Origin of the sequence: Streptomyces rimosus subsp. rimosus (genome assembly GCF_000720725.1) — a bacterium.
GTDB lineage: Bacteria > Actinomycetota > Actinomycetes > Streptomycetales > Streptomycetaceae > Streptomyces > Streptomyces rimosus_A.
Map to the genome: position 1 here is coordinate 18,582 of NZ_JOCQ01000075.1, position 22,898 is coordinate 41,479.

The following is a 22,898-nucleotide window of genomic DNA, read 5'->3' on the forward strand; positions in this document are numbered from 1 at the left end:
AGTACTGACGGCACAACTCCGATGTGGCTAACATCACGTCAACGCGGCAAAGATGCCGGAGCGTTACGGAGGGTCGACGTGATGCACAAACTGGCTGTGGTGGGTGTGCGGACGTCCTGGCGCACCGTCGCCGACGGCGAGTTCTTCTGCCCCGAGTGCGGCGGGGACCGCAACTACCTCCGGCGGACCGGCCGCCGCCGGCTGACCGTGCTGGGTCTGCCGCTGCTGCCGCGGGGCACCGCGGGCCCGGTCGTCGAGTGCTCCGCCTGCCGCGGCCACTTCGCGCTGGACGCGCTGGACCACCCCACCACCACCCGCTTCTCGGCGATGCTGCGGGACGCCGTGCACACCGTCACGCTGGCCGTGCTGGCCGCCGGCGGCACCACCTCGTCCGGGGTGCGCAGCACCGCCGTCGGCACGGTGCGCGCCGCGGGCTTCGCGGACTGTACGGAGGACCAGCTGCTGACCCTGCTCGCCGCGCTCGCCGCCGACACCGGCCGGCTGCCCGGCGCGCACGACGGCGCCCTGTCGCGTACCGCTCCCGGCAGCCTGGGCCGGCCCGGCGGCGGGCTCGACCCGTGCGGCACCGCGCTGGCCATAGAGCTGCACGAGGCCCTGGAGCCGCTGGCCCCGCACCTCGCCCCGGCCGGCCGGGAGTCCCTGCTCCTCCAGGGCGCCCGCATCGCCCTCGCCGACGGCCCCTACCTGCCGTCCGAGCGCGAGGTCCTGAGCACCGTCGGCACGGCCCTCCTGCTGTGCCCGGACGACACCGCCCGGCTGCTGGCGGCGGCCCGCACACCTTCCTGAGGGCCGTACGGGCCGCCCGGTCCGTACGGCCGCACGGGACGGCCCCGTACGGCCGCCCCCGCCGGGTGCGCGAGAATGGACCGCATGAGTCTGTTCCGCGATGACGGCATTGTGCTGCGCACCCAGAAGCTGGGCGAGGCGGACCGGATCATCACGTTCCTCACCCGCGGCCACGGCCGGGTCCGGGCCGTGGCCCGGGGCGTGCGCCGTACGAAGTCCAAGTTCGGTGCGCGGCTGGAGCCGTTCTCCCACGTCGACGTGCAGTTCTACGCCCGCGGCAGCGAGCTGGTCGGGCGCGGTCTGCCGATGTGCACCCAGAGTGAGACCATCGCGCCCTACGGTGGCGGCATCGTCACGGACTACGCCCGCTACACCGCCGGCACGGCCATGCTGGAGACCGCCGAGCGCTTCACCGACCACGAGGGCGAGCCGGCCGTACAGCAGTACCTGCTGCTGGTCGGCGGGCTGCGCACGCTCGCGCGCGGCGAGCACGAGCCGCACCTGGTGCTGGACGCGTTCCTGCTGCGCTCCCTCGCGGTCAACGGCTACGCCCCCAGCTTCGACCACTGCGCCAAGTGCGGCCTGCCCGGCCCGAATCGGTTCTTCTCCGTTGGCTCGGGCGGCGTGGTGTGCGGCGACTGCCGGGTGCCGGGCAGCGTCGTACCCTCCTCGGAGGCCATCGTGCTGCTCGCGGCGCTGCTGAGCGGCGACTGGGCGACGGCGGACGCGTGCGAGCCCCGGCACGTCCGGGAGGGCAGCGGGCTCGTCGCGGCGTACCTGCAGTGGCATTTGGAGCGCGGACTGCGCTCGCTGCGGTACGTGGAGAAGTAGATAGGCTCAGCAGCTCGAAGGCGAGCACCGGTGCGGCGGCCGAGCGGCGGTTCGGACCGGACGCACCACGCACCACGCACTACGGCATAGGAGATGTGGACCGGATGGCACGACGCGGAATTCTGGGGCGCGGCCGACGCGAATACGAGACGCCCGAGCCGCACCCCTCCGGTGCGCGTCCGCCGAAGATCCCCGGCGAGCTCGTCCCGAACCACGTGGCGGTCGTCATGGACGGCAACGGCCGCTGGGCCAAGGAGCGCGGGCTGCCCCGCACCGAGGGCCACAAGGTCGGCGAGGGCGTGGTCCTCGACGTGCTGCGGGGCTGCATCGAGATGGGCGTCAAGAACCTGTCGCTGTACGCCTTCTCCACCGAGAACTGGAAGCGCTCGCCCGACGAGGTGCGCTTCCTGATGAACTTCAACCGCGATGTCATCCGCCGCCGCCGGGACGAGATGGACGCGATGGGCATCCGCATCCGCTGGGTCGGCCGGATGCCGAAGCTGTGGAAGTCCGTGGTGCAGGAGCTCCAGGTCGCCCAGGAGCAGACCAAGGACAACGACGCCATGACGCTGTACTTCTGCGTCAACTACGGCGGCCGGGCGGAGATCGCGGACGCGGCGGCGGCCATCGCCGCGGACGTACGGGCCGGGAAGCTGGACCCGGGCAAGGTCAACGAGAAGACCGTGGCCAAGTACATGTACTACCCGGACATGCCGGACGTGGACCTGTTCGTACGGCCCTCCGGCGAGCAGCGCACGTCCAACTACCTGATCTGGCAGAGCGCCTACGCGGAGATGGTGTTCCAGGACATTCTCTGGCCGGATTTCGACCGGCGGAACCTGTGGGACGCCTGCCTCGAATACGCCAAGCGGGACCGCCGCTTCGGCGCGGCGCCGGAGGCGGAGTCCGCGAAGTAGCGGCGGAGCCTGTGCACGAAAGCGGCCGGACCCCTGGGCTGGGGTCCGGCCGCTTTCGTGTCGCTCTCAGGACGCTTGGCGTCAGGCGGAGCCCGCGGCCGCCTTGGCCGAGCACTCGCCGCACGTACCGAAGATCTCGATGGTGTGCCCGACGTCCTGGAAGCCGTGCTCTGCGGCGATCTGGTCCGCCCACTTCTCCACGGCCGGGCCCTCCACCTCGACGGCCTTGCCGCAGGTGCGGCAGACCAGGTGATGGTGGTGATCGTCGGTGCTGCACCGGCGGTAGACGGCCTCGCCGTCGTTGGTCCGCAGCACGTCGACCTCGCCCGCGTCGGCGAGGGACTGCAGCGTCCGGTAGACCGTGGTCAGCCCGACCGAGTCCCCCCGGTGCTTGAGCATGTCGTGCAGTTCCTGCGCGCTGCGGAACTCGTCCACCTCGTCCAGTGCCGCCGCCACGGCGGCCCGCTGCCGCGTCGACCGGCCGCGCACCGGAGATCCAGCGCTCGCCACCGTTGCCTCCCTAGGTCTCGGGACGTCCCCCTGCACATCAGTCCGGCCATTGTGCCAGGTGATGACCGGAGCCCGGGTGCAACGCTTACGCGCGATCCCTAACCCTTGGCCCCCTGCACGCTGACATCGTCGCCGGGGGAGCGGCTGCCGGGCACGTCCAGAGTGCACTGCCTGGCGGCCTCCGCGGCGGCCCTGGCGCGCTTTCTGGCCAGCGGCGCTGCCAGCGCCGCCATCAGGGCGAAGACCACGATGGCCAGCAGCACGATGCTCGCGCCGGGCGGCACGTCCACGTAGAAGGAGAAGACCGTACCGGAGAGGGTGACGACGACGCCGATGGCGACGGACAGTGCGAGGGTCATCGCGAAGCCGCGGGTGGCCTGCTGCGCGGCGGCCACCGGCACCACCAGCAGCGCGCTGACCAGCAGCAGTCCGACGGCGCGCATCGCGACCGTGACGGTGAGCGCGGCGGTGACCGCGAGCAGCAGGTTCAGCCAGCGCACCGGCAGGCCCATCACCCGGGCGAACTCCTCGTCCTGGCAGACCGCGAACAGCTGCCGGCGCAGGCCGAGCGTGACGGCCATGACGAAGGCGGCCAGCAGGCAGGTGACCGTCACGTCCTCGGCGGAGACGCTGGTGATCGAGCCGAAGAGGTAGCTGGTCAGGTTGGCGGTGGAGCCGCCGGGCGCCAGGTTGATGATCAGTACGCCGCCGGCCATGCCGCCGTAGAAGAGCATCGCCAGCGCGATGTCGCCGCGGGTACGGCCCTTGGAGCGCACCAGCTCCATGACGATCGCGCCGAGCGCGGCGACCAGCACGGCCATCCACACGGGCGAGGCGCGCAGCAGGAAGCCCAGCGCGACACCGGTCAGCGCGACGTGCCCGATGCCGTCGCCCATGATCGCCTGGCGGCGCTGGACGAGGTAGATGCCGACGGCCGGCGCGGTGACGCCGACCAGCAGGGCGGCGAGCAGCGCCCGCTGCATGAAGGCGTAGTTCAGGAGGTCCATGTCAGGTCAGCCCGTTTCAGGTCAGCAGCCCGGTCCGGACCGGCTCGGCGGCCGGGTCCGCGTGGGGGTGTACGTGGTCGTGGCCGGGCAGGGCGTGCTGGCCCACGGCCTCCGGGGGAGGCCCGTCGTGCACCACGCAGCCGTCGCGCAGCACCACGGCGCGGTCGATCAGCGGCTCCAGCGGGCCCAGCTCGTGCAGCACGAGCAGCACGGTGGCGCCCGCCTCGACCTGCCCCCGCAGCGTCTCGGCCAGCACCTCCTGGCTGGCCAGGTCCACCCCGGCCATCGGCTCGTCCATGATCAGCAGCTCCGGCGCGCCGACCAGCGCGCGGGCGATCAGCACCCGCTGGTGCTGGCCGCCGGACAGCGCCTCGGCGGAGTCCTTGGCGCGGTCGGCCATGCCCACCAGGTCCAGTGCCCGGTGGACGGCGTCCCGGTCGGCCCGGCCGGGCCACTTCAGCTTGGTACGGGCCAGCCGGCCGGACGCGACGATCTCGCGGACGGTGGCGGGCACGCCGCCCGCCGCGGTGGTGCGCTGCGGCACGTACCCGATGCGCGCCCAGTCCTTGAAGCGGCGCTGCGGGGTGCCGAACAGCTCCAGTTCGCCGCTGGTCAGGGGCACCTGCCCGACCACGGCGCGTACGGCGGTGGACTTCCCGGAGCCGTTGGCCCCGAGCAGGGCCACCACCTCGCCCCGCCGTACGGTCAGGTCGACGCCGCGCAGGACGGGGCGCGCGCCGAGCGCCGCACCCGCCCCGCGCAGCGATATGACCGTTTCCTGGTCCTTCATGGCCGCATCCTCCCGTCGTGCCGTACGTACCTGTCCCACCGGGTGCCCGCTCGCGTGGTCCGCCCGGTCACTTGGCGCCGAGCGCCTTCTGGAGAGCCGCGAGGTTGGACTCCATGACCTGGACGTAGTCCTTGCCCTGGGACTTGTCGGTGATCCCCTCGATGGGGTCGAGCACGGCGGTCCGCACGCCGAGGTCCTTGGCGAGGGTCTTGGCCATCGCGGGGTTGGTCAGCGTCTCGAAGAAGACCGTGTCGACGTGGTGGTCCTTGGCCAGCTTCTGCAGCTCCTTCATGCGGCTGCCGCTGACGTCGCTCGACTCGGGGTCGATGCCGCTGATGGCCTCCTCGGTGAGGCCGTAGCGCTCGGCGAGGTAGCCGAAGGCGGCATGGGTGGTGATGAAGGTGTCCGACTTCCGGTTCTTCAGCCCGTCCTCGAACTTCTTGTTCAGGTCGCCGAGCTTCTTGACCAGGTCGTCGGTGTTGCGCGCGTAGTCGGCCTTGTGGGCGGGGTCGGCGTCCGCCAGTGCCTTGCCGACACCCTTGGCGACCTGGGAGAACTTCACCGGGTCGAGCCAGATGTGCGGGTCGTTGCCGTTGCCCTCGTGGTCGTGGCCTTCGTGCTCGTCGTGACCGGTGCCGTTGTCGCCGGTGGTGTGGGCGTGGCCGTCCACCTCGCCGCCGTGCTTCTTCAGCTGGGTCAGGGACGCGGCGTCGACGACGTGCTTGACGCCGGACTGCGCGACGGCCTGGTCGACGGTGGGCTGGATGCCCTTGAGGTAGACGACGGCGTCCGACTCGCCGAGGTCGGCGGTCTGCCGCGGGGTGAGCTCCAGGTCGTGCGGCTCGGTGCCGGGTGAGGTCAGATCGGTGACCTTGACGTGGTCCTTGCCGATCTCCTTCGCCAGGAACTCCATCGGGTAGAAGGACGCCGTCACGTGCAGTTTGCCGTCGGCCCGGTCCCCGCCGGAGTCGGAGCAGGCGGAGAGCGCGAGCATGCCGAGCACGGAGGCTCCGGCCATGACGGCGGTGGGTATGTGACGTCGTACGTTCATGACAGTCATTTTCAACAAAAGTGGAAACGATTGTCAACAAGGCGACCTGGAGCCGGCCGGCGGCGAACCGATTTGATCCGGGGGGCAGGCGCGCCGGTACCCTGAGCTATTCGCCCGCACGTCTCCCGACCACCCCCGCAAGGAGACGCCTGGGCGCCGCTCCTATTAATCGTTCGTCGTCGCAATGAAGAGAGCACCGTGGCCGCCGACAAGATCGACACAATCGTCAGCCTGAGCAAGCGCCGTGGCTTTGTATACCCGTGCAGTGAGATCTACGGCGGCCAGCGCGCCGCCTGGGATTACGGCCCGCTCGGCGTCGAGCTCAAGGAGAACATCAAGCGCCAGTGGTGGCGTTCCATGGTCACCTCGCGCGACGACGTGGTCGGTATCGACTCGTCGGTGATCCTGGCCCCCGAGGTCTGGGTGGCCTCCGGCCACGTCGCCACCTTCACCGACCCGCTGACCGAGTGCACCGCCTGCCACAAGCGCTTCCGCGCCGACCACCTGGAAGAGGCGTACGAGGCCAAGCACGGCCGCCTCCCCGAGAACGGCCTGGCCGACGTCAACTGCCCGAACTGCGGCAACAAGGGCCAGTTCACCGAGCCGAAGCAGTTCTCCGGCCTGCTCTCCACCCACCTCGGCCCGACCCAGGACAGCGGCTCGGTCGCCTACCTGCGCCCCGAGACCGCGCAGGGCATCTTCACCAACTTCGCCCAGGTCCAGCAGACCTCCCGCAAGAAGCCGCCGTTCGGCATCGCGCAGATGGGCAAGTCCTTCCGCAACGAGATCACGCCCGGCAACTTCATCTTCCGCACCCGCGAGTTCGAGCAGATGGAGATGGAGTTCTTCGTCAAGCCGGGCGAGGACGAGCAGTGGCAGGAGTACTGGATGGAGCAGCGGTGGAACTGGTACCGCGACCTCGGCCTCCGCGAGGAGAACATCCGCTGGTACGAGCACCCCGCCGAGAAGCTCTCGCACTACTCCAAGCGCACCGCTGACATCGAGTACCGCTTCCAGTTCGGCGGCTCCGAGTGGGGCGAGCTGGAGGGCGTCGCCAACCGTACGGACTACGACCTGTCCTCGCACTCCAAGGCGTCCGGCCAGGACCTGTCCTACTTCGACCAGGAGGCCGGCGAGCGCTACACCCCGTTCGTCATCGAGCCCGCGGCCGGCGTCGGCCGCGCCATGCTCGCCTTCATGCTCGACGCGTACAACGAGGACGAGGCGCCGAACGCCAAGGGCAAGATGGAGAAGCGCACCGTGCTGCGCCTCGACCCGCGCCTGTCGCCGGTCAAGGTCGCCGTCCTGCCGCTGTCCCGCAACCCGCAGCTCTCGCCGAAGGCCAAGGGCCTGGCCGCGGACCTGCGCAAGAACTGGAACATCGACTTCGACGACGCGGGCGCCATCGGCCGCCGCTACCGCCGCCAGGACGAGATCGGCACGCCGTTCTGCGTCACCGTCGACTTCGACACCCTGGACGACAACGCGGTCACCGTGCGCGAGCGCGACACGATGAAGCAGGAGCGGGTGTCGCTGGACCAGATCCAGTCGTACCTGGGCGGGCGCCTGCTGGGCTGCTGACGCCAGCCGGTTCTTCGCGCATCGGCCGGACTGGGAAACCCCAGTCCGGCCGATGCGTATGCGCCCGGGCCGGGAAGATCAAGCCCGGCCGGTGATTGGGGCCGTCTTTCACCGGCCCGCCCGCGCCGCGAGCAGCGCACAGAGCGCCGCCAGCGGCAGCTCCGCGCCGACCGCCATGGCCACGGCGCCCGCCAGCTCGCTGCCCGGCCCGGCCGTCACCACGTCGACGCACGCGTCGGCGACGAGCAGTACCGCGGCCACCGCGGCGGCGGCCCGGTGGCCGGGCCGCCCCGCCATCAGCCGGGAACCGGCGGTCAGCAGGCACGCCGCCTCGACCGCGTCCAGCGCCACCCAGGCTGCCGCCTCCGCGGGCGGCAGCGTCCCCGCGAGGTACCCCATCCACGGCAGCAGGGCCAGCCCGGCGCCGGTCAGCACCCGGCCCGCCCAGGTGCGGCGGCTCGCCGCCAGGGTGAACGGGCGCGTTCCGTAAGGGGAGTTGAAGGCGAGGAGCGCCATGGTCGGACCTCTTCCGAGCGGTGACGAACCCGGCCTTCGGGCTCGTGATCCACTCTTCCGGCACGGGCGGCCGAGGTCAGTAACGCCCGGGTCCGACCTGGGGTGGCACTAGTTGCACCCCCGGAGCGGAAACTGGCTGCATGGCCCGCCCGGCCGGCCGCCGCATACCGTACGGATCATGAACATCCCACCGCGGCTGCGCCGTGCTCTTGTACGGCTGCGCCGCGACCTCCTGTTCGTGGCGGCGGGGGTGCCGCTGCACGGCATCGTCCCGCCGCTGTTCCTCTGGGCGCTCACGCAGCTGATCAACACCCTGGACGGGAGTTCCTCCGCCGCCCCGATCGTCTTCTGGGCTCCGGCCACCTTGCTCGTCATCTGCGCGTACGGCCTGACCGAGGCCCAGCGGTGGCGTTTCCGGGCTCTGTGCGGGCTGGACCTGCCAAGGTTGCGCTTCCGTGAGGCCAAGCGGCAGTTCGCCTACAACTGGCTGGTCGGACCCCTCTTCGGCGTGCTCGAACTGCTCCTGCTCGCGGTGCTCGCGGCGGGCCTGACCGCGGCGACCAGCCCGCTGTGGGTCGGGATGTTCCCGTTGCAGTGGCGGCTGGATCACCGCGGGGTCTGGACCTGGGTCGGATACGCTTCGGCCGTCGGCCTGCTGGCCCTGGCCGCCGTACCCGCCCTGGCCGGCGGTCTCGTACGGCTGGAGAACCTCGTCGCCCGCGCAATGCTGCACGTCAGCCGGTCCGAAGAACTCCAGCGGCGGGTCGAGGACCTGACCACCAGCCGGGCCGGGGCGGTCGACGCCGCCGACGCCGAACGCCGCCGTATCGAACGGGATCTGCACGACGGCGCGCAGCAGCGCCTCGTCGCGCTCGCGCTGAACCTGGGGCTGGCCAAGGCCACGCTCAAGGACCTGCCGCCGGAGGCGCGGCAGGTCATCGACGAGGCGCACCGGGAGGCCAAGGAAGCCATCGAGGAGCTGAACAGCCTGGTGCGCGGACTGCACCCGGCCGTACTGGACGAACTCGGCCTGGACGCCGCCCTGTCGGGTCTCGCGGCACGGGCGCCCCTGCCCGTACGGCTGTGGACGGACCTGCCCGAGCGGGCCGCGCCGGCGGTCGAGGCGGTCGCCTACTTCGTCGTCTCCGAAGCCCTCAACAATGTGGCCAAGCACGCGGAGGCGACCCGGGCCGATGTGACCGCCACCCGCCTCGGGGAGATACTGCGGGTGGTCGTCACCGACGACGGGGTGGGCGGGGCCGATCCGGCCCGGGGGAGCGGTCTGAAGGGGCTCGCCCAGCGCGTGCGCTCCGTGGACGGGGCGTTCCGGATGAGCAGCCCCGTCGGGGGCCCGACCACCATGACCGTGGAGTTGCCGTGCACGACCTGACGCCCGCCGTACGCCGCGCCGTGATCGCCGAGGACTCCGTCCTGCTGCGGGTCGGGCTGGTGAAGGTGCTGGAGACGGCCGGGTTCGAGGTGGCCGCCGAGGTGGGTGACGGGCAGGCGCTGCTGGCGGCGGTGACGGAGCACCGTCCCGACCTCGCGGTGGTGGACGTACGGATGCCGCCCGGCTTCACGGACGAGGGGGTGCGCGCGGCGCTGGAGATCCGGGAGCGGTGGCCGGACACGGCCGTACTGATGCTGTCGCAGTACGTGGAGGAACGGTACGCCGCCAATCTCCTCGCCTCGAACACCAGCGGCATCGGCTATCTGCTCAAGCAGCGCGTCGCCGACGTCGAGGAGTTCATCGAGGCACTGCGCCGGGTCGCGGACGGTGGCACGGCGCTGGACCCGCAGGTGGTGGCGCAGCTGCTCGTACGGCGGCGCAGCGACCCCCTGGAGCGGCTGACCGAACGCGAACGGGAGGTCCTGGCGCTGATGGCCGAGGGCCGGTCGAACGCGGGCATCGCGGGAGCGCTCGTGGTGAGCGAGTCCGCGGTGGCGAAGCACATCAACAACATCCTGGCCAAGCTGGACCTGCCGAGGGCGGATGCGGATCATCGGCGGGTGTTGGCTGTGCTGCGGTTCTTGGGGGTGTGAGGGGGTCAGGGCCGGATGAAGTCGGTGGTGTCCAGGTGGCAGTCGAAGGGCTTGGGGATGTTCAGCTTGTCGCCGAACGGCACGGTGCGGCGCTTGGTGTAGCCGTCTTCGGAGGGTTCCCAGAACACGATCGCGTGCTGCTCCTGCATGTCCAGCAGGAGATACACCGGCACACCGGCGCGTCCGTACACAGGGAGCTTGTCCTCCCAGTCCGCACCGCGTGTCGATGTGGAGGTCAGCTCGCCGACGAGCGAGAGCGCTTCGCCGTCGAGGAAGGAGCTGTCGGTGTCGAACGCGCTCGCAGCGGCGACGTAAAGATCTGGCCCGTAACATCGATCCTGGCCCGGGAAAGCGACCAGGTTGGGGGCGCTTGCGATGAGGTGTCCCTCAGGGGCGTGCGGTCGTAGCTGTGCCTCGATCGACAGCATGATGGGCGTGTAGTAGGGCTTCGACCACGGCGACACGACGATCTTTCCCCCGATGATTTCCGCCCGGTATCCATCGGGCACGTCCATGCTCAGGACGGTGCGGCACAGCTCCTGGAAGGCTGCCGAGCCGCGGGGGACGTCTATGATCTTCGGTCGTTCGAGCATCACTGTCATGATGCGCCCTTTCCGCGAAGTGATCCAGTCAACACTCAGCGTAGCGGGCGCCACTGACAGTCGCCGCCGTTACGTCAACTCCCCAACCCCCGCAACACCAACTCCACCACCGCCTCCAGCGCCTCCTCGATCCCCGGCTTCGCCCACTCCGCCGCGTAGCAGGGGTCGTGGAAGCGGCCGGTCGCGTCGAAGACGGCGCGGGCCAGTGTCGCCGAGTCGCCCGGTGCGAACGCCTTCTGTTCGATGCCGTCGAGGATGATCGCCGCCAACTGGCCGGTCAGGTCGGCGACATGGCCTTCCACAACGCCGCCGCTCTCGCCGACCAGCGTCATGTACGTCGCGAACAGCTCGGGGTCGTCGCCCGCCTTGTGCTGCTTGGCGGTGAACAGCGCGCGCACCCAGCGACGCAGCCGCTCCGGTGCCGGGCCGTCCTCGGCGACGATCGCCTGGAGTTGCTTGCTCGTACGGTCCAGCCAGCGCTGCGTGACCGCCTCGCGCAGCGCCGTCTTCGTACGGAAGTGGCGGTAGACGCTGCCGTGGCTGACGCCCAGCGCGCGCGCCACGTCCACGACGGTCGCCTTGGCCGGGCCGTAGCGGCGCAGGACGTCCTCGGTGGCTTCGAGGATGCGTTCGGGGGTCAGGGTCTCGGCGGGTGGCATGGGGGCGTACGGCCTTTCCGGTCGGGGGCGCCGCGCGGGGGCGTCCTGGTACGGACCGTACCCGGACGCCCCCGCGCGCGCCGCAAGCGGTCAGCGCTCGCTGTCCAGAAGGGCCATCTGCTGCTCCGGGTAGCGCTCGCCGGCCACGGCGTCCGCCGGGACGGCGCGCTCGATGGCCGCGAGGTCGTCGGCGGTCAGCGTGACGTCCAGCGCGCCCAGGGCCTCGGCCAGCCGGTCGCGGCGGCGGGCGCCGACCAGCGGGACGATGTCCTCGCCCTGTGCGAGCACCCAGGCGATGGCGGTCTGCGCGACCGTGACGCCCTTCTCCTCGGCGGTCTTGCGCAGCGCGTCGGTCAGGTCGAGGTTGCGGTGCAGGTTCTCGCCCTGGAAGCGCGGGCTCGCGGCGCGGAAGTCGCCCGCCTCCAGCTTGCGGTCGCGGGTGAAGTGCCCGCTGAGCAGGCCGCGGGAGAGCACGCCGTACGCGGTGATGCCGATGCCCAGTTCGCGCGCGGTCGGCAGGATCTTCTCCTCGATGCCGCGGGAGATGAGCGCGTACTCGATCTGCAGGTCGGCGATCGGGGCGACGGCGGCGGCCCGGCGCAGGGTGTCCGCGCCCACCTCGGACAGGCCGATGTGCCGTACGTGACCGGCCTCGACCAGCTCGGCGATGGCGCCGACCGTCTCCTCGATCGGCACGTTCGGGTCGAGGCGGGCGATCCGGTAGATGTCGATGTGGTCGGTGCCCAGGCGCTGGAGCGAGTACGCGGCGAAGCTCTTCACCGCGGCCGGACGGCCGTCGAAGCCGATGAAGTCGCCCTCGACGGTGCGCTGGGCGCCGAACTTCACGCTGGTCAGCGCCTGCTCGCGGCGGGCCGCGGGCGCGCTGCGCAGCGCCTCGTTGATCAGCAGTTCGTTGTGGCCCATGCCGTAGAAGTCGCCGGTGTCCAGCAGGGTGACGCCGGCTTCGAGGGCCGCGTGGATGGTGGCGATGGACTCGCCGCGGTCGCCGGGGTCGCCGTACAGGGCGGACATGCCCATGCAGCCGAGGCCGAGGGCCGAGGTCTGCGGGCCGGTGGTGCCGAGGGTGCGGGTCTGCACGGGGTGCTCCTCAGTCGGGGTGGGTGGGGTGGCGGGCCGCCGCGCGCCGCGATGGGCGCAGCGGACGGCGGCACGCTCCAACCATGACATGGGCGATGACAGATTTCAATATCTGTCATTCGCCATCCCGTCCGCGGCGGTGCCGGCACGGGCACCCCTGCACCCGGCACCGGCACTCGGCATCGGTACGGACACCCGGAACGGACACCCGACACCGGCCTCGGCATCGGCGCGGCATCGCACCTCCCGGCGAAATGCGGCCCTACCGCACCGTCCGCGGCAGCCGGAACGTGAGCGCCACGTTCAGCACCACCGTCGCTACCTGCGCGAGCAGCGCGATGATCAGCGCGTCCCGTACGCCCAGCGAGGGCAGCAGCGCCAGGAAGAGCGAGCCGAGCGTCGCCACACCCAGGGCCAGACCGGCCTGCTGGGTGGTGACCATGGCGCCGCTGCCCGCCCCGGCCTGGGCGGCGGGCAGCTCACTGAGCACGATCCGCAGCAGGATCGGCAGGACGAAGCCCTGGCCCACGCCGAGCAGCGCCATGCCGCCCGCCATGGCCGCCGCGGGCACGTCCGGCCACTGCGTACGGAAGATCAGCGCCAGCGCGAGCAGCCCCGCGCCCTGGATCAGGGAACCGGTCAGAACCACCCGCCGCCCGAAGCGGGCCACCAGCCGCGGCCCGGCCAGCGAGGCGAAGAAGAAGGCCACGCACAGCGGGGCGAGGGAGAGCCCGGCCGCCAGCGGCCCGTAGCGCAGGCCGTCCTGGAGGGCGACGGCCAGCACGAACATGAAGCCGCCGAAGCCCACCGAGAACGGCAGGATCACGGCCAGGCCGCTGCGTACGGAACGCAGGCGCAGCAGGGACGGCGGCACGAGCGGGGTGCGGCCGGCCCGCTCGGCGCGCCGTTCCACGACGACGAACGCCGCGGCGGCGAACGGGAAGACGACCGGCAGCAGCCAGGACCACAGCGGCCAGCCCGCCGCGCGGCCCTCGGTCAGCGGCAGCAGCAGGCTGACCAGCGCGACGGCCAGCAGCGCCGTGCCGGGGCCGTCGACCCGGGTCGGGTGCGGCGAGCGGGTCTCCGGGACGGTGCGCAGCGCGAGCAGCAGGGCGGCCGCGGCGACCGGCACGTTCACCAGGAACACCGCGCGCCAGCCGGTGCCCGCGAGGTCGGCGGCGACCAGCAGTCCGCCGAGCACCTGGCCGACGGCGCTGGCGACGCCCGCCGTACCGCCGTACAGGCTGACGGCCTTGGCGCGGCGCGCCCCGGTGGTGGTGGACTGGATGGTGGCGAGCACCTGCGGCAGCAGCAGCGCCGCCGCCGCGCCCTGGGCGACGCGCGCCGCGACCAGCGTCCAGGCGTCCGGCGCCAGCCCGCAGGCGAGCGAGGTGATCCCGAAGGCGGCCAGCCCCCACAGGTAGAGGCGTCGGCGGCCGACCATGTCACCGAGCCGCCCGCCGACGACGAGGAGCACCGCGTACGCCACGCCGTACCCCGCGACGACCATCTCCAGCAGCGCCGGGCCCGCGCGCAGATCGCGGTCGATGGTCGGCAGCGCCACGTTGACGATAAAGAAGTCGATCATCGGCAGGGCGGCGCCGAGCAGCACGGTGATCAGCCCGAGCGTGGTCAGCGCGGGAGTGGCGGGGCGGGGCGGGGCGGACGCGGTGGTCCGCGTGGGGACGGTTCGTACCTGGGTATCGCTCACACAGAAGACGATCGTCCGCCGCCCAGGGGGGTACCAGAGTCTCCTTATCCTGGTACTGGCGCTACCTGGCAACCCGATGGGCGTTCCGGCACCCTGGGAGCATGACCGCCACGATGCCGGAGACGGTGCAGCCGGAGACAGTGAAACCGGAGACAGTGAAGCAGCCGACGCCCACGGACGGCGCCGTCCGGCGCGGCGAGCTGGCCGCCTTCCTGCGCAGCCGCCGCGAGCGGATCACCCCGGAACAGGTCGGCCTGCCGCGCGGCCTCCGGCGTCGAACACCGGGCCTGCGCCGCGAGGAGGTCGCCCACCTGTCCGCGGTCGGCGTCACCTGGTACACGTGGCTGGAGCAGGCCCGGGACATCCACGTATCGCCGCAGGTGCTGGACGCCGTGGCCCGCGCGCTGCAGATGGACCGGGCCGAGCGCGGCCATCTCTTCGCGCTGGCCGGCGCGGCCGATCCGGTGCGCGGCGCGGAGTGCACGGGAGTGCCGCAGGCGATGCGGCAGATGCTCGACCAGCTCGTGCCGTTCCCCGCCGTCGTCCAGAACAGCCGGTTCGACATCCTGGCGTACAACAGCACCTACGGGCGGCTGCTGTGCGACCTGGACGCGCTGCCGGAGGAGGACCGCAACTGCCTGTGGCTGGCGTTCACCAACGCCGACTGGCGGGCGAGCCTGGTGGACCTGGACAAGACCCTGTGCGTGATGGCCGCCAAATTCCGCGCCTCCATGGCCGGGCATGTCGCCGAACCAGCCTGGAAGGCGCTGGTGGCGCGGCTGGAGGCGGCCTCGCCGGAGTTCCGTGAGATCTGGGCGCGCCAGGAGGTCGTACGGCCGGTGAGCCAGAGCAAGATCTTCCGGCACAAGGATGTCGGTCTGCTGCGACTGTCCTCCACGGGGCTGTGGACCGGCCCCAACCACGGCCCCAAGATGCTCACCTACACGCCTGATGATGAGGAGTCGCGTCGACGGCTGGAACAGCTTCAGGCGTTGCTGGAGGCCGAGGGCTGAGCCGGTACCGGCCTGTATGGAAGCCGGTACCGGCCTGTACGGGAGCCGGTTCCGGCCCGTACGCGAGTCGGCGCGGGTTGAGGCCCGTACGCGAGTCGGCGCGGGTGAGGCCCGTGCGCGGCGCGGCCCCAGGCTCTCGGCCAGCCTCCGGCCTCAAGCGCTGGTACGCGCCGGAGGCTGGCCCCCCGCCCCGTACGGCGAAGCCTCTCCGTCCCGCGCGGCCGTCTCCAACCGCTCCGCGGTCCGGCGCGCCGTGCCGCGTGCCCAGCGGCCGGTGGTCAGCGCTCCCAGCAGCAGTACGGCCGCACCGCAGCCCGCGATGATCCACCATGCCGGGCGGCTCGCCTCGACGAACCGACTGCCCGTGGCGGCGGCGCGCGTCCCGCTGGCCAGTACGGCCCCGATCACCGCGACGCCCAGCGACTGCCCCACCTGCCTGCTGGTCGAGGCGATCGCCGCCGCCACACCCGCCTGCGTGCGCGGCATCCCGGAGACCGCGGTGTTGGTGATGGGCGCGTTGACCAGCCCGAACCCGATGCCGAAGAGCACGTACCCGGTGAACAGCAGCGGTGTGCTCGCCTCCGCCTCGAACGCCGCGAACAGCACCCCGCTGGCCGCCATCGCCAGCCCGGCCAGCAGCAGGGGCAGCCGCGCGCCCGCCGCCCCGACCAGCCGCCCGGACAGCGGCGCGAAGACCAGCGTCATGCCCGCCATGGGCAGCATGTAGAGCCCCGCGTCCAGCGCCGACAGGCCCCGGACGTCCTGGAGGTAGAGCGTGTTCACGAAGAGGAAGCCGCCGAGCGCGGCGAACGCGCAGACCGCCACGACCGTGGCGCCGCTGAACGGCGCGCTGCGGAAGAACCGCAGGTCGATCAGCGGCTCGGCGCGCCGCCGCTCGTACCACAGCAGCCCCGTCAGCGCGGCGACGGCGGCCGCGGCGAAGCCCAGGATCAGCGGCGAAGTCCAGCCCGCGGCGGGGGCCTCGATGATCGCGTACGTCACCGTGCCGAGCAGCACGATCACCAGCAGCTGGCCGACCGGGTCGACCCGGCGCGGGTGCGGGGCGCGCGACTCAGGCACGTACCGGACGGTCAGGAACAGTGCGAGCGCCCCGATGGGCACGTTGATCCAGAAGATCGCGCGCCAGTCGACGCTCTGCACCAGCAGCCCGCCGACGATCGGCCCGGCCGCCATGCTGATGCCGACCACGCCGCCCCACACGCCGATCGCGCGGGCCCGTTCCTTCGGGTCGGTGAAGGTGTTGGTGATGATCGACATCGCGACGGGGTTGAGCATCGAACCGCCGACGGCCTGCACCATCCGGAACGCCACCAGGCACTCCAGGTTCGGCGCCAGGCTGCACAGCAGCGAGCCGAGCGCGAAGACCACCAGGCCGGCCTGGAAGACGCGGCGCCGGCCGAGCCGGTCCGCGGTGGAGCCGGCCAGCATCAGCAGCGACGCGAGGACCAGGGTGTAGGCGTCGATCGTCCACTGCATCCCGGACAGTGTGGTGTCCAGGTCCTTCTGCATGGAGGGCAGCGCGACGTTCAGCACGGTGTTGTCGAGGCTGACGATCAGCAGGCTCATACAGCAGATGGCCAGGACCAGCAGGCGTCGCCGGTGGCTGAGCTGGGGCATAGGTGAACGCTACAACGAACGGGGACCGGCGACCCCGGCGAGGCCGCCGCGCGGGTGGGCGCGACGGTTCGGGTGGGGGCTGGGCGCGTGGCGCGACGGTTCGTGTGGGGGGCTGGGCGCGTGGCACGACGGGTCAGGCGAGGGCTGGGCGCGTTGCACGACGACTCAGGCGAGGGAGCTGGATGCGTAAGCACGACGGCCCCGGCGAGGGGCGCACGCCTGGGCACAACGACCCTGGCGGGGCCACCGCCCGCGTGCGCGACAATGGGAGGTCGCCCCCTCCACCCGCCGACCCCGAAGGAAGCCCGCTCCCCATGACTCAGCTGCAGATCGGCCCGCACGCGGTGCAGCCGCCCGTCGTCCTCGCGCCGATGGCCGGGATCACCAACGCCCCCTTCCGGACGCTGTGCCGGGAGTTCTCCGGCGGCAAGGGCCTGTTCGTCAGCGAAATGATCACCACGCGGGCGCTGGTCGAGCGCAACGAGAAGACCATGCAGCTGATCCACTTCGACGAGACGGAGAAGCCGCGCTCGATCCAGCTGTACGGCGTGGACCCGGACACCGTCGGCAAGGCCGTCCGCATGATCGCCGAGGAGGACCTGGCCGACCACATCGACCTGAATTTCGGCTGCCCGGTGCCGAAGGTGACCCGCAAGGGCGGCGGCTCGGCCCTCCCGTACAAGCGTCACCTGCTGCGCTCCATCCTGCGCGAGGCGGTCTCCAACGCCGGCGAGCTGCCGGTCACGATGAAGATGCGCAAGGGCATCGACGACGACCACATCACCTACCTCGACGCGGGCCGGATCGCGGTCGAGGAGGGCGTCACGGCCATCGCACTGCACGGCCGTACGGCGGCCCAGCACTACGGCGGCACCGCCGACTGGGACGCCATCGCGCGCCTGAAGGAGACCGTCCCGGAGATCCCGGTGCTCGGCAACGGGGACATCTGGTCGGCGGACGACGCGCTGCGGATGGTGCGCGAGACCGGCTGCGACGGCGTGGTCGTGGGGCGCGGCTGCCTGGGGCGGCCGTGGCTGTTCGGGGACCTGGTGGCCGCCTTCGAGGGCACGGGTACGTACGCGAAGCCCACCCTCAAGGAGGTCGCGGCCGTCATGCTCCGGCACGCCACGCTGCTGGGGGAGTGGCTCGGGGACGAGGCGCGCGGCGTCATCGACTTCCGCAAGCACGTCGCCTGGTACACCAAGGGCTTCTCGATCGGCTCGGAGCTGCGCAAGAAGCTGGCAATCGCCTCGTCGCTGGACGAACTGGACGCTCTGATGAGCGAGCTGGACCTCGACCAGCCCTGGCCCGTGGGTGCCGACGGACCCCGTGGCCGCACATCTGGCCGGAACCGGGTGGTCCTGCCGGACGGCTGGCTGGACGATCCGTACGACTGTGCAGGCGTGACGGCCGACGCGGAACTGGACACTTCGGGCGGCTGAGGCGTCTGCCGGGTCCGATTCCGGGTCCGGATCCGGGTCCGGGTGGCGGTACGGAGCCCGGTGCGACGGCGTGATTCTCGCCACCCTTGATAGGGGGTGCGCTCAGATGAGCAGTTCGCGAGGGAGTGCACCTTCCAAACGATGGCACTGGGTGCCACTACTCCTGCGTTCGGATGATCAAGGCAAGTTCGCGGTGTGTAGCGGATGCGTCGACTTCCGCTCGCATTGAGCGACCGTACCTTCAACTCTTGAATCAAGCTCTCCGTCCGCCGCAACTTTCGATCTGCTGGCCGACGGCGGGTTACGGGCGTATGTCGACCGAGTGGACGTACCCAGACACCTTCGATCTGGGTATGTTCCTCGCCGTCAGGGCAGACCGCGGCGAGGAGAGAGTCCCGTGCCGGAAACACAAGATCCCCACGTAACCCCGTCCGAGCCTTCGAAGTTCGTCTACGACTTCACCGAGGGCAACAAGGACCTCAAGGACCTTCTCGGTGGCAAGGGCGCCAACCTCGCCGAGATGACCAACCTGGGGCTTCCCGTTCCGCCGGGGTTCACGATCACCACCGAGGCGTGCAAGGTCTACCTGGACAGCGGCCAGGAGCCCGCGGCACTGCGTGCCGAGGTCACCGAGCACCTCGAAGCGCTCGAAGCGACCATGGGCAAGAAGCTCGGCCAGGCCGACAACCCCCTTCTCGTGTCGGTGCGTTCCGGGGCGAAGTTCTCGATGCCCGGCATGATGGACACGGTGCTGAACATCGGCCTGTCCGACGCGTCGGTTTCCGGCCTCGCCACCCAGGCCGGCGACGAGCGCTTCGCCTGGGACTCCTACCGCCGCCTCATCCAGATGTTCGGCAAGACCGTGCTCGGCGTGGACGGTGAACTCTTCGAGGAGGCGCTGGAGGAGGCCAAGCGGGCCAAGGGCGTACGCGTCGACGTCGACCTGGACGCGGCCGACCTGAAGACCCTCGTCGGGCAGTTCAAGGACATCGTCGCCAAGGAGACCGGGCGGGACTTCCCGCAGGAGCCCCGCGAGCAGATGGACCTCGCCATCCGCGCGGTCTTCGACTCGTGGAACACCGAGCGTGCCAAGCTCTACCGCCGCCAGGAGCGCATCCCCGGCGACCTCGGCACGGCCGTCAACGTCTGCTCCATGGTCTTCGGCAACCTCGGCCCGGACTCCGGCACCGGCGTCGCCTTCACCCGCGACCCGGCCAGCGGCCAGCAGGGCGTCTACGGCGACTACCTCCAGAACGCGCAGGGCGAGGACGTCGTCGCGGGCATCCGCAACACCGTGCCGCTCGCCGACCTCGAAGGCATCGACAAGCCGTCGTACGACGAGCTGATGCACATCATGGAAACCCTCGAAACGCACTACAAGGACCTGTGCGACATCGAGTTCACCATCGAGCGCGGCAAGCTGTGGATGCTCCAGACCCGCGTCGGCAAGCGCACCGCCGGTGCTGCCTTCCGCATCGCCACCCAGCTCGTCGACCAGGGCCTGATCGACGAGGCCGAGGCCCTCCAGCGGGTCAACGGCGCACAGCTCGCGCAGCTGATGTTCCCGCGCTTCGACGAGACCGCGAAGACGCAGATGATCGGCCGGGCCATCGCCGCCTCGCCCGGCGCCGCCGTCGGCAAGGCCGTCTTCGACTCCTACACCGCGGTCAAGTGGTCCCGCTCCGGCGAGAAGGTCATCCTCATCCGCCGCGAGACCAACCCCGACGACCTCAACGGCATGATCGCCGCCGAGGGCATCCTGACCTCGCGCGGCGGCAAGACCTCGCACGCCGCCGTGGTCGCCCGCGGCATGGGCAAGACCTGTGTCTGCGGCGCCGAGGAACTGGAGGTCGACACCAAGCGGCGCTGCCTGACCGCGCCCGGCGGCATCGTCGTCGAAGAGGGCGACCTGATCTCCATCGACGGCTCCTCCGGCAAGGTCTACCTCGGCGAGGTCCCGGTCGTGCCGTCCCCGGTGGTCGAGTACTTCGAGGGCCGGATGCACGCCGGCGCCGACGACGCCGACGAGCTGGTCAAGGCCGTGCACCGGATCATGGCGTACGCGGACCGGGTGCGCCGGCTGCGCGTACGGGCCAACGCCGACAACGCCGAGGACGCCGCCCGCGCCCGCCGCTTCGGCGCCCAGGGCATCGGCCTGTGCCGTACCGAGCACATGTTCCTCGGCGAGCGCCGCGAGATGGTCGAGCGTCTGATCCTCGCCGACACCGAGGCCGACCGCGAGGCCGCCCTCGGCGGCCTGCTGCCCCTCCAGAAGGCCGACTTCGTCGAGCTCTTCGAGGCCATGGACGGCCTGCCGGTCACGGTCCGCCTCCTCGACCCGCCGCTGCACGAGTTCCTGCCCGACATCACCGAACTCTCCGTACGCGTCGCCCTCGCCGAGGCCCGCAAGGACGCCAACGAGAACGACCTGCGCCTCCTCCAGGCCGTGCACAAGCTGCACGAGCAGAACCCGATGCTGGGCCTGCGCGGCGTCCGCCTCGGCCTGGTCATCCCCGGCCTGTTCGCCATGCAGGTACGGGCCATCGCGGAGGCCGCGGCCGAGCGCAAGAACGCCTCCCAGGGCGACCCGCGCGCCGAGATCATGATCCCGCTGGTCGGCACCGTGCAGGAGCTGGAGATCGTCCGCGAGGAGGCCGAGCAGGTCATCGCCGAGGTCGAGGCGGCCCGTGGCGTGGACCTCAAGCTCACCCTCGGCACGATGATCGAACTGCCCCGCGCGGCCCTGACCGCCGGCCAGATCGCCGAGTCCGCCGACTTCTTCTCCTTCGGCACCAACGACCTGACCCAGACGGTCTGGGGCTTCAGCCGCGACGACGTCGAGGCCAGCTTCTTCACCGCCTACCTGGAGAAGGGCATCTTCGGCGTCAGCCCCTTCGAGACCATCGACAAGGACGGCGTCGGCTCCCTGGTCCGCAGCGCCGCCGAAGCCGGCCGCGCCACCCGCCCCGACCTCAAACTCGGCGTCTGCGGCGAACACGGCGGCGACCCGGAGTCGGTGCACTTCTTCCACGAGGTGGGCCTGGACTACGTCTCCTGCTCCCCGTTCCGCATCCCGGTCGCCCGCCTCGAAGCGGGCCGTGCGGCGGCGGAGTCCCTGGGCAGCGACAGCCGCTGACCGTTCCGACAGCCGGAGCCGGCCGGGGCCCAACCCTCAACCCCACTCCCGGCTCCGGATCCCGACGAGGGCGGCACCTGTGCGGAGGTGCCGCCCTCGCTTTTCTCCGGACTCCCCCCTCGGGAGCTGCCGTCAGCCATGTCGGCCTGGTTGACGGCCTTCCACGGCAAATGCTGAGCGGTCGGTTATTGCCTCGTCACCCCCCACGGGATCGAGCAATCCGTTCCATTCGCCTTGCCGTCGAATTGAGTTACAGCTTTCCGGGAACGCGCCGATGGCGCGACCCCTTTCAACTCTGGCCAAAAGGGCGTGGTGACAGGCTGTGTCTGCGTGCATACTCAGAGGGTGCCGGGGGGTCGACTAGGAGCATTGGTGGGGGTTCGGTGCTACGCGTCCATTTCAGTGGACCGGATCTGGCCCGGGTGCGCATTGCCGCGCGCCCTGACGTGCTGTGGGAGACCGTTTTAAGTTTTCACCGACTGCGCGACCGGCGGCCCGGTCCGGTCTTCGGCAAATGGCGCGCCGAAGCACGTTCCCGGTTGAATGGTGAAACACGGCTGCTGGCGCCGCTCGTTCCGACGCGCGGCTATTTTCCGGATTTCCTGACGCCCGGGGAGGGACTGCTCGGCATCGACGAAGGGCTTGAAGCGGTGCGCGCAACCCCGCCCGCCCGACTGCATGCTGAACTTTCGCGGCTGCCCGCCACCCGCCCGCTGCCTTCGTGGCTACGGGCGCTCAGCGAGGGCGATTCCGCGGCGCTGGGGCGGCTCACCGGCGCGCTGCAGAGCTATTACGAGAACGCGGTCGCGCCGTACTGGCCGCGGCTCCAGGCCCGTATCGAAGCGGACCGCGCCGCCCGCGGCCGGGCGCTCCTGGACGGCGGCGCCGACCACCTCCTCGCCACGCTCCCGCCCACCATGCGGTGGCGGCCACCGGTCCTGGAGGTGGACTACCCGGCGGACCGTGACCTCTTCCTGAACGGCCGGGGGCTGCTCCTGCTGCCCTCGTTCTTCTGCCGTCGCACCCCCGTCACCTTCTACGACCCGGACCTGACGCCCGTTCTCGTCTACCCCGTCGAACACCCTGCGCCCCGCCTCGTCACGCCGGCCGCCCCCGTCCACGCGTCGCTGGGCAAGCTCGTCGGCCGGACGCGGTCGGCGATCCTGCACGGCGTGGGCGGCGGCTGTACGACGAGCGAGCTGGCGCGGCGCGTCGACGTGTCGCTGGCGTCGGCCAGCCAGCACGCGACGGTGCTGCGGGACGCGGGACTGCTGCTGACCCTGCGTCATGGCAACGCCGTACTGCACACGTTGACGCCCCTGGGGGCGGCGCTGCTGCGGGGCGGGCCGGAGGTGGATGTGCGCGGGGTGGACACCCGGGGGCTGGAGATCAGGGGGCTGGAGATCAAGGAGAACGAGGAGTGGGGGGCTCGGGAGTTGGGAGCGCGGGAGTTGGAGGGCCGGGAATTGGGGGCTCGGGAGGTGGATGCTTAGCCTGCTGGGGCCGGAGGGGTGCAGTAACGTTCCGGCGCTTGGGGGTGGGGGGC

Annotated in this window: 20 protein-coding genes; 10 read left to right on the forward strand and 10 right to left on the reverse strand. The window is 71.2% G+C overall.

The genetic code is table 11. The features are described 5' to 3' along the window. Positions 1–81: 81 nt before the first annotated feature. From IH45_RS0130250 to IH45_RS0130260, 3 genes are all read left to right on the forward strand, one after another. Positions 82–807 carry a tellurite resistance TerB family protein gene (locus IH45_RS0130250; RefSeq protein ID WP_030675613.1) on the forward strand — a complete coding sequence of 242 codons (726 nt, stop codon included), beginning with the start codon at positions 82–84 and terminating at the stop codon, positions 805–807. An 84-nt stretch (positions 808–891) separates the two neighbouring features. Beyond that, complete coding sequence (recO, locus tag IH45_RS0130255; RefSeq protein ID WP_030675616.1) at positions 892–1,638, forward strand: DNA repair protein RecO; 747 nt, start codon at positions 892–894, stop codon at positions 1,636–1,638. A gap of 104 nt (positions 1,639–1,742) precedes the next feature. Continuing rightward, the gene (locus tag IH45_RS0130260) at positions 1,743–2,555 is read left to right on the forward strand and encodes an isoprenyl transferase (RefSeq protein WP_030675618.1); all 813 of its coding nucleotides are present in this window, start codon (positions 1,743–1,745) and stop codon (positions 2,553–2,555) included. 81 nt (positions 2,556–2,636) lie between these two features. Here IH45_RS0130260 and IH45_RS0130265 read toward each other — a convergent pair whose 3' ends face one another. The 4 genes from IH45_RS0130265 to IH45_RS0130280 form a co-directional block, all read right to left on the reverse strand. Beyond that, positions 2,637–3,065, reverse strand: coding sequence for a Fur family transcriptional regulator (locus IH45_RS0130265; protein ID WP_030675621.1), 429 nt, complete (start codon positions 3,063–3,065; stop codon positions 2,637–2,639). A 98-nt stretch (positions 3,066–3,163) separates the two neighbouring features. Then, entirely contained in the window at positions 3,164–4,072 is a 909-nt protein-coding gene (locus IH45_RS0130270) for a metal ABC transporter permease (RefSeq protein WP_030675624.1), read from the reverse strand. A gap of 16 nt (positions 4,073–4,088) precedes the next feature. Continuing rightward, the gene (locus IH45_RS0130275; protein WP_030675627.1) at positions 4,089–4,862 is read right to left on the reverse strand and encodes a metal ABC transporter ATP-binding protein; all 774 of its coding nucleotides are present in this window, start codon (positions 4,860–4,862) and stop codon (positions 4,089–4,091) included. A 67-nt stretch (positions 4,863–4,929) separates the two neighbouring features. Beyond that, on the reverse strand, positions 4,930–5,913 hold the full coding sequence (locus IH45_RS0130280; protein ID WP_030675630.1) for a metal ABC transporter substrate-binding protein: 984 nt from the start codon (positions 5,911–5,913) through the stop codon (positions 4,930–4,932). Positions 5,914–6,111: 198 nt separating this feature from the next. Here IH45_RS0130280 and IH45_RS0130285 point away from each other — a divergent pair, with 198 nt between their 5' ends. Beyond that, entirely contained in the window at positions 6,112–7,494 is a 1,383-nt protein-coding gene (locus IH45_RS0130285; RefSeq protein WP_030675633.1) for a glycine--tRNA ligase, read from the forward strand. A gap of 108 nt (positions 7,495–7,602) precedes the next feature. Here the strand turns inward: IH45_RS0130285 and IH45_RS0130290 are convergent, their stop codons facing one another. Next, on the reverse strand, positions 7,603–8,010 hold the full coding sequence (locus IH45_RS0130290) for a hypothetical protein (RefSeq protein ID WP_030675637.1): 408 nt from the start codon (positions 8,008–8,010) through the stop codon (positions 7,603–7,605). A gap of 178 nt (positions 8,011–8,188) precedes the next feature. Between IH45_RS0130290 and IH45_RS0130295 the strand changes: the two genes are divergently transcribed. Then, the gene (locus IH45_RS0130295) at positions 8,189–9,400 is read left to right on the forward strand and encodes a sensor histidine kinase (protein ID WP_030675640.1); all 1,212 of its coding nucleotides are present in this window, start codon (positions 8,189–8,191) and stop codon (positions 9,398–9,400) included. Positions 9,401–9,420: 20 nt separating this feature from the next. Next, positions 9,421–10,053 (forward strand): response regulator, encoded by a 633-nt coding sequence (locus IH45_RS0130300; protein WP_030675642.1) that lies wholly within the window; start codon positions 9,421–9,423, stop codon positions 10,051–10,053. Positions 10,054–10,058: 5 nt separating this feature from the next. Here IH45_RS0130300 and IH45_RS0130305 read toward each other — a convergent pair whose 3' ends face one another. The 4 genes from IH45_RS0130305 to IH45_RS0130320 all read right to left on the reverse strand — a co-directional run bounded on the left by IH45_RS0130305 (position 10,059) and on the right by IH45_RS0130320 (position 14,123). Beyond that, positions 10,059–10,655, reverse strand: coding sequence for a Uma2 family endonuclease (locus IH45_RS0130305; protein ID WP_030675646.1), 597 nt, complete (start codon positions 10,653–10,655; stop codon positions 10,059–10,061). Between the two features lie 74 nt (positions 10,656–10,729). Beyond that, positions 10,730–11,314 carry a TetR family transcriptional regulator gene (locus IH45_RS0130310; protein WP_030675649.1) on the reverse strand — a complete coding sequence of 195 codons (585 nt, stop codon included), beginning with the start codon at positions 11,312–11,314 and terminating at the stop codon, positions 10,730–10,732. Positions 11,315–11,404: 90 nt separating this feature from the next. Next, positions 11,405–12,412, reverse strand: a complete 1,008-nt coding sequence (locus tag IH45_RS0130315) for an aldo/keto reductase (protein WP_030675651.1) — start codon at positions 12,410–12,412, stop codon at positions 11,405–11,407. Positions 12,413–12,674: 262 nt separating this feature from the next. After that, positions 12,675–14,123 (reverse strand): MFS transporter, encoded by a 1,449-nt coding sequence (locus tag IH45_RS0130320; RefSeq protein WP_030675655.1) that lies wholly within the window; start codon positions 14,121–14,123, stop codon positions 12,675–12,677. A 101-nt stretch (positions 14,124–14,224) separates the two neighbouring features. Between IH45_RS0130320 and IH45_RS0130325 the strand changes: the two genes are divergently transcribed. Further along, the gene (locus IH45_RS0130325) at positions 14,225–15,136 is read left to right on the forward strand and encodes a helix-turn-helix transcriptional regulator (RefSeq protein ID WP_199810733.1); all 912 of its coding nucleotides are present in this window, start codon (positions 14,225–14,227) and stop codon (positions 15,134–15,136) included. A gap of 153 nt (positions 15,137–15,289) precedes the next feature. Here IH45_RS0130325 and IH45_RS0130330 read toward each other — a convergent pair whose 3' ends face one another. Next, positions 15,290–16,774, reverse strand: a complete 1,485-nt coding sequence (locus tag IH45_RS0130330; RefSeq protein ID WP_030675661.1) for an MFS transporter — start codon at positions 16,772–16,774, stop codon at positions 15,290–15,292. A gap of 314 nt (positions 16,775–17,088) precedes the next feature. On the opposite strand from IH45_RS0130330, the gene dusB reads away from it, so the two are divergent. From dusB to IH45_RS0130345, 3 genes are all read left to right on the forward strand, one after another. Then, complete coding sequence (gene dusB, locus IH45_RS0130335) at positions 17,089–18,216, forward strand: tRNA dihydrouridine synthase DusB (protein ID WP_030675664.1); 1,128 nt, start codon at positions 17,089–17,091, stop codon at positions 18,214–18,216. A gap of 397 nt (positions 18,217–18,613) precedes the next feature. Further along, positions 18,614–21,352, forward strand: coding sequence for a pyruvate, phosphate dikinase (gene ppdK / locus IH45_RS0130340; protein WP_030675667.1), 2,739 nt, complete (start codon positions 18,614–18,616; stop codon positions 21,350–21,352). 539 nt (positions 21,353–21,891) lie between these two features. Then, positions 21,892–22,845: an ArsR/SmtB family transcription factor gene (locus IH45_RS0130345; protein WP_032918677.1), complete on the forward strand. Its 954-nt coding sequence runs from the start codon at positions 21,892–21,894 to the stop codon at positions 22,843–22,845. The last annotated feature ends 53 nt before the right edge of the window (positions 22,846–22,898 follow it).

Bases quoted from the DNA above. Each gene is read 5' to 3' on its own strand.
- IH45_RS0130290 (WP_030675637.1), bottom strand. From the start codon at position 8,010: ATGGCGCTCCTCGCCTTCAACTCCCCTTACGGAACGCGCCCGTTCACC.
- IH45_RS0130270 (WP_030675624.1), bottom strand. From the start codon at position 4,072: ATGGACCTCCTGAACTACGCCTTCATGCAGCGGGCGCTGCTCGCCGCC.
- recO (WP_030675616.1), top strand. From the start codon at position 892: ATGAGTCTGTTCCGCGATGACGGCATTGTGCTGCGCACCCAGAAGCTG.
- IH45_RS0130280 (WP_030675630.1), bottom strand. From the start codon at position 5,913: ATGAACGTACGACGTCACATACCCACCGCCGTCATGGCCGGAGCCTCC.
- IH45_RS0130325 (WP_199810733.1), top strand. From the start codon at position 14,225: ATGACCGCCACGATGCCGGAGACGGTGCAGCCGGAGACAGTGAAACCG.
- dusB (WP_030675664.1), top strand. From the start codon at position 17,089: ATGACTCAGCTGCAGATCGGCCCGCACGCGGTGCAGCCGCCCGTCGTC.
- IH45_RS0130310 (WP_030675649.1), bottom strand. From the start codon at position 11,314: ATGCCACCCGCCGAGACCCTGACCCCCGAACGCATCCTCGAAGCCACC.
- IH45_RS0130305 (WP_030675646.1), bottom strand. From the start codon at position 10,655: ATGACAGTGATGCTCGAACGACCGAAGATCATAGACGTCCCCCGCGGC.
- IH45_RS0130250 (WP_030675613.1), top strand. From the start codon at position 82: ATGCACAAACTGGCTGTGGTGGGTGTGCGGACGTCCTGGCGCACCGTC.
- IH45_RS0130295 (WP_030675640.1), top strand. From the start codon at position 8,189: ATGAACATCCCACCGCGGCTGCGCCGTGCTCTTGTACGGCTGCGCCGC.
- IH45_RS0130260 (WP_030675618.1), top strand. From the start codon at position 1,743: ATGGCACGACGCGGAATTCTGGGGCGCGGCCGACGCGAATACGAGACG.
- IH45_RS0130330 (WP_030675661.1), bottom strand. From the start codon at position 16,774: ATGCCCCAGCTCAGCCACCGGCGACGCCTGCTGGTCCTGGCCATCTGC.
- IH45_RS0130275 (WP_030675627.1), bottom strand. From the start codon at position 4,862: ATGAAGGACCAGGAAACGGTCATATCGCTGCGCGGGGCGGGTGCGGCG.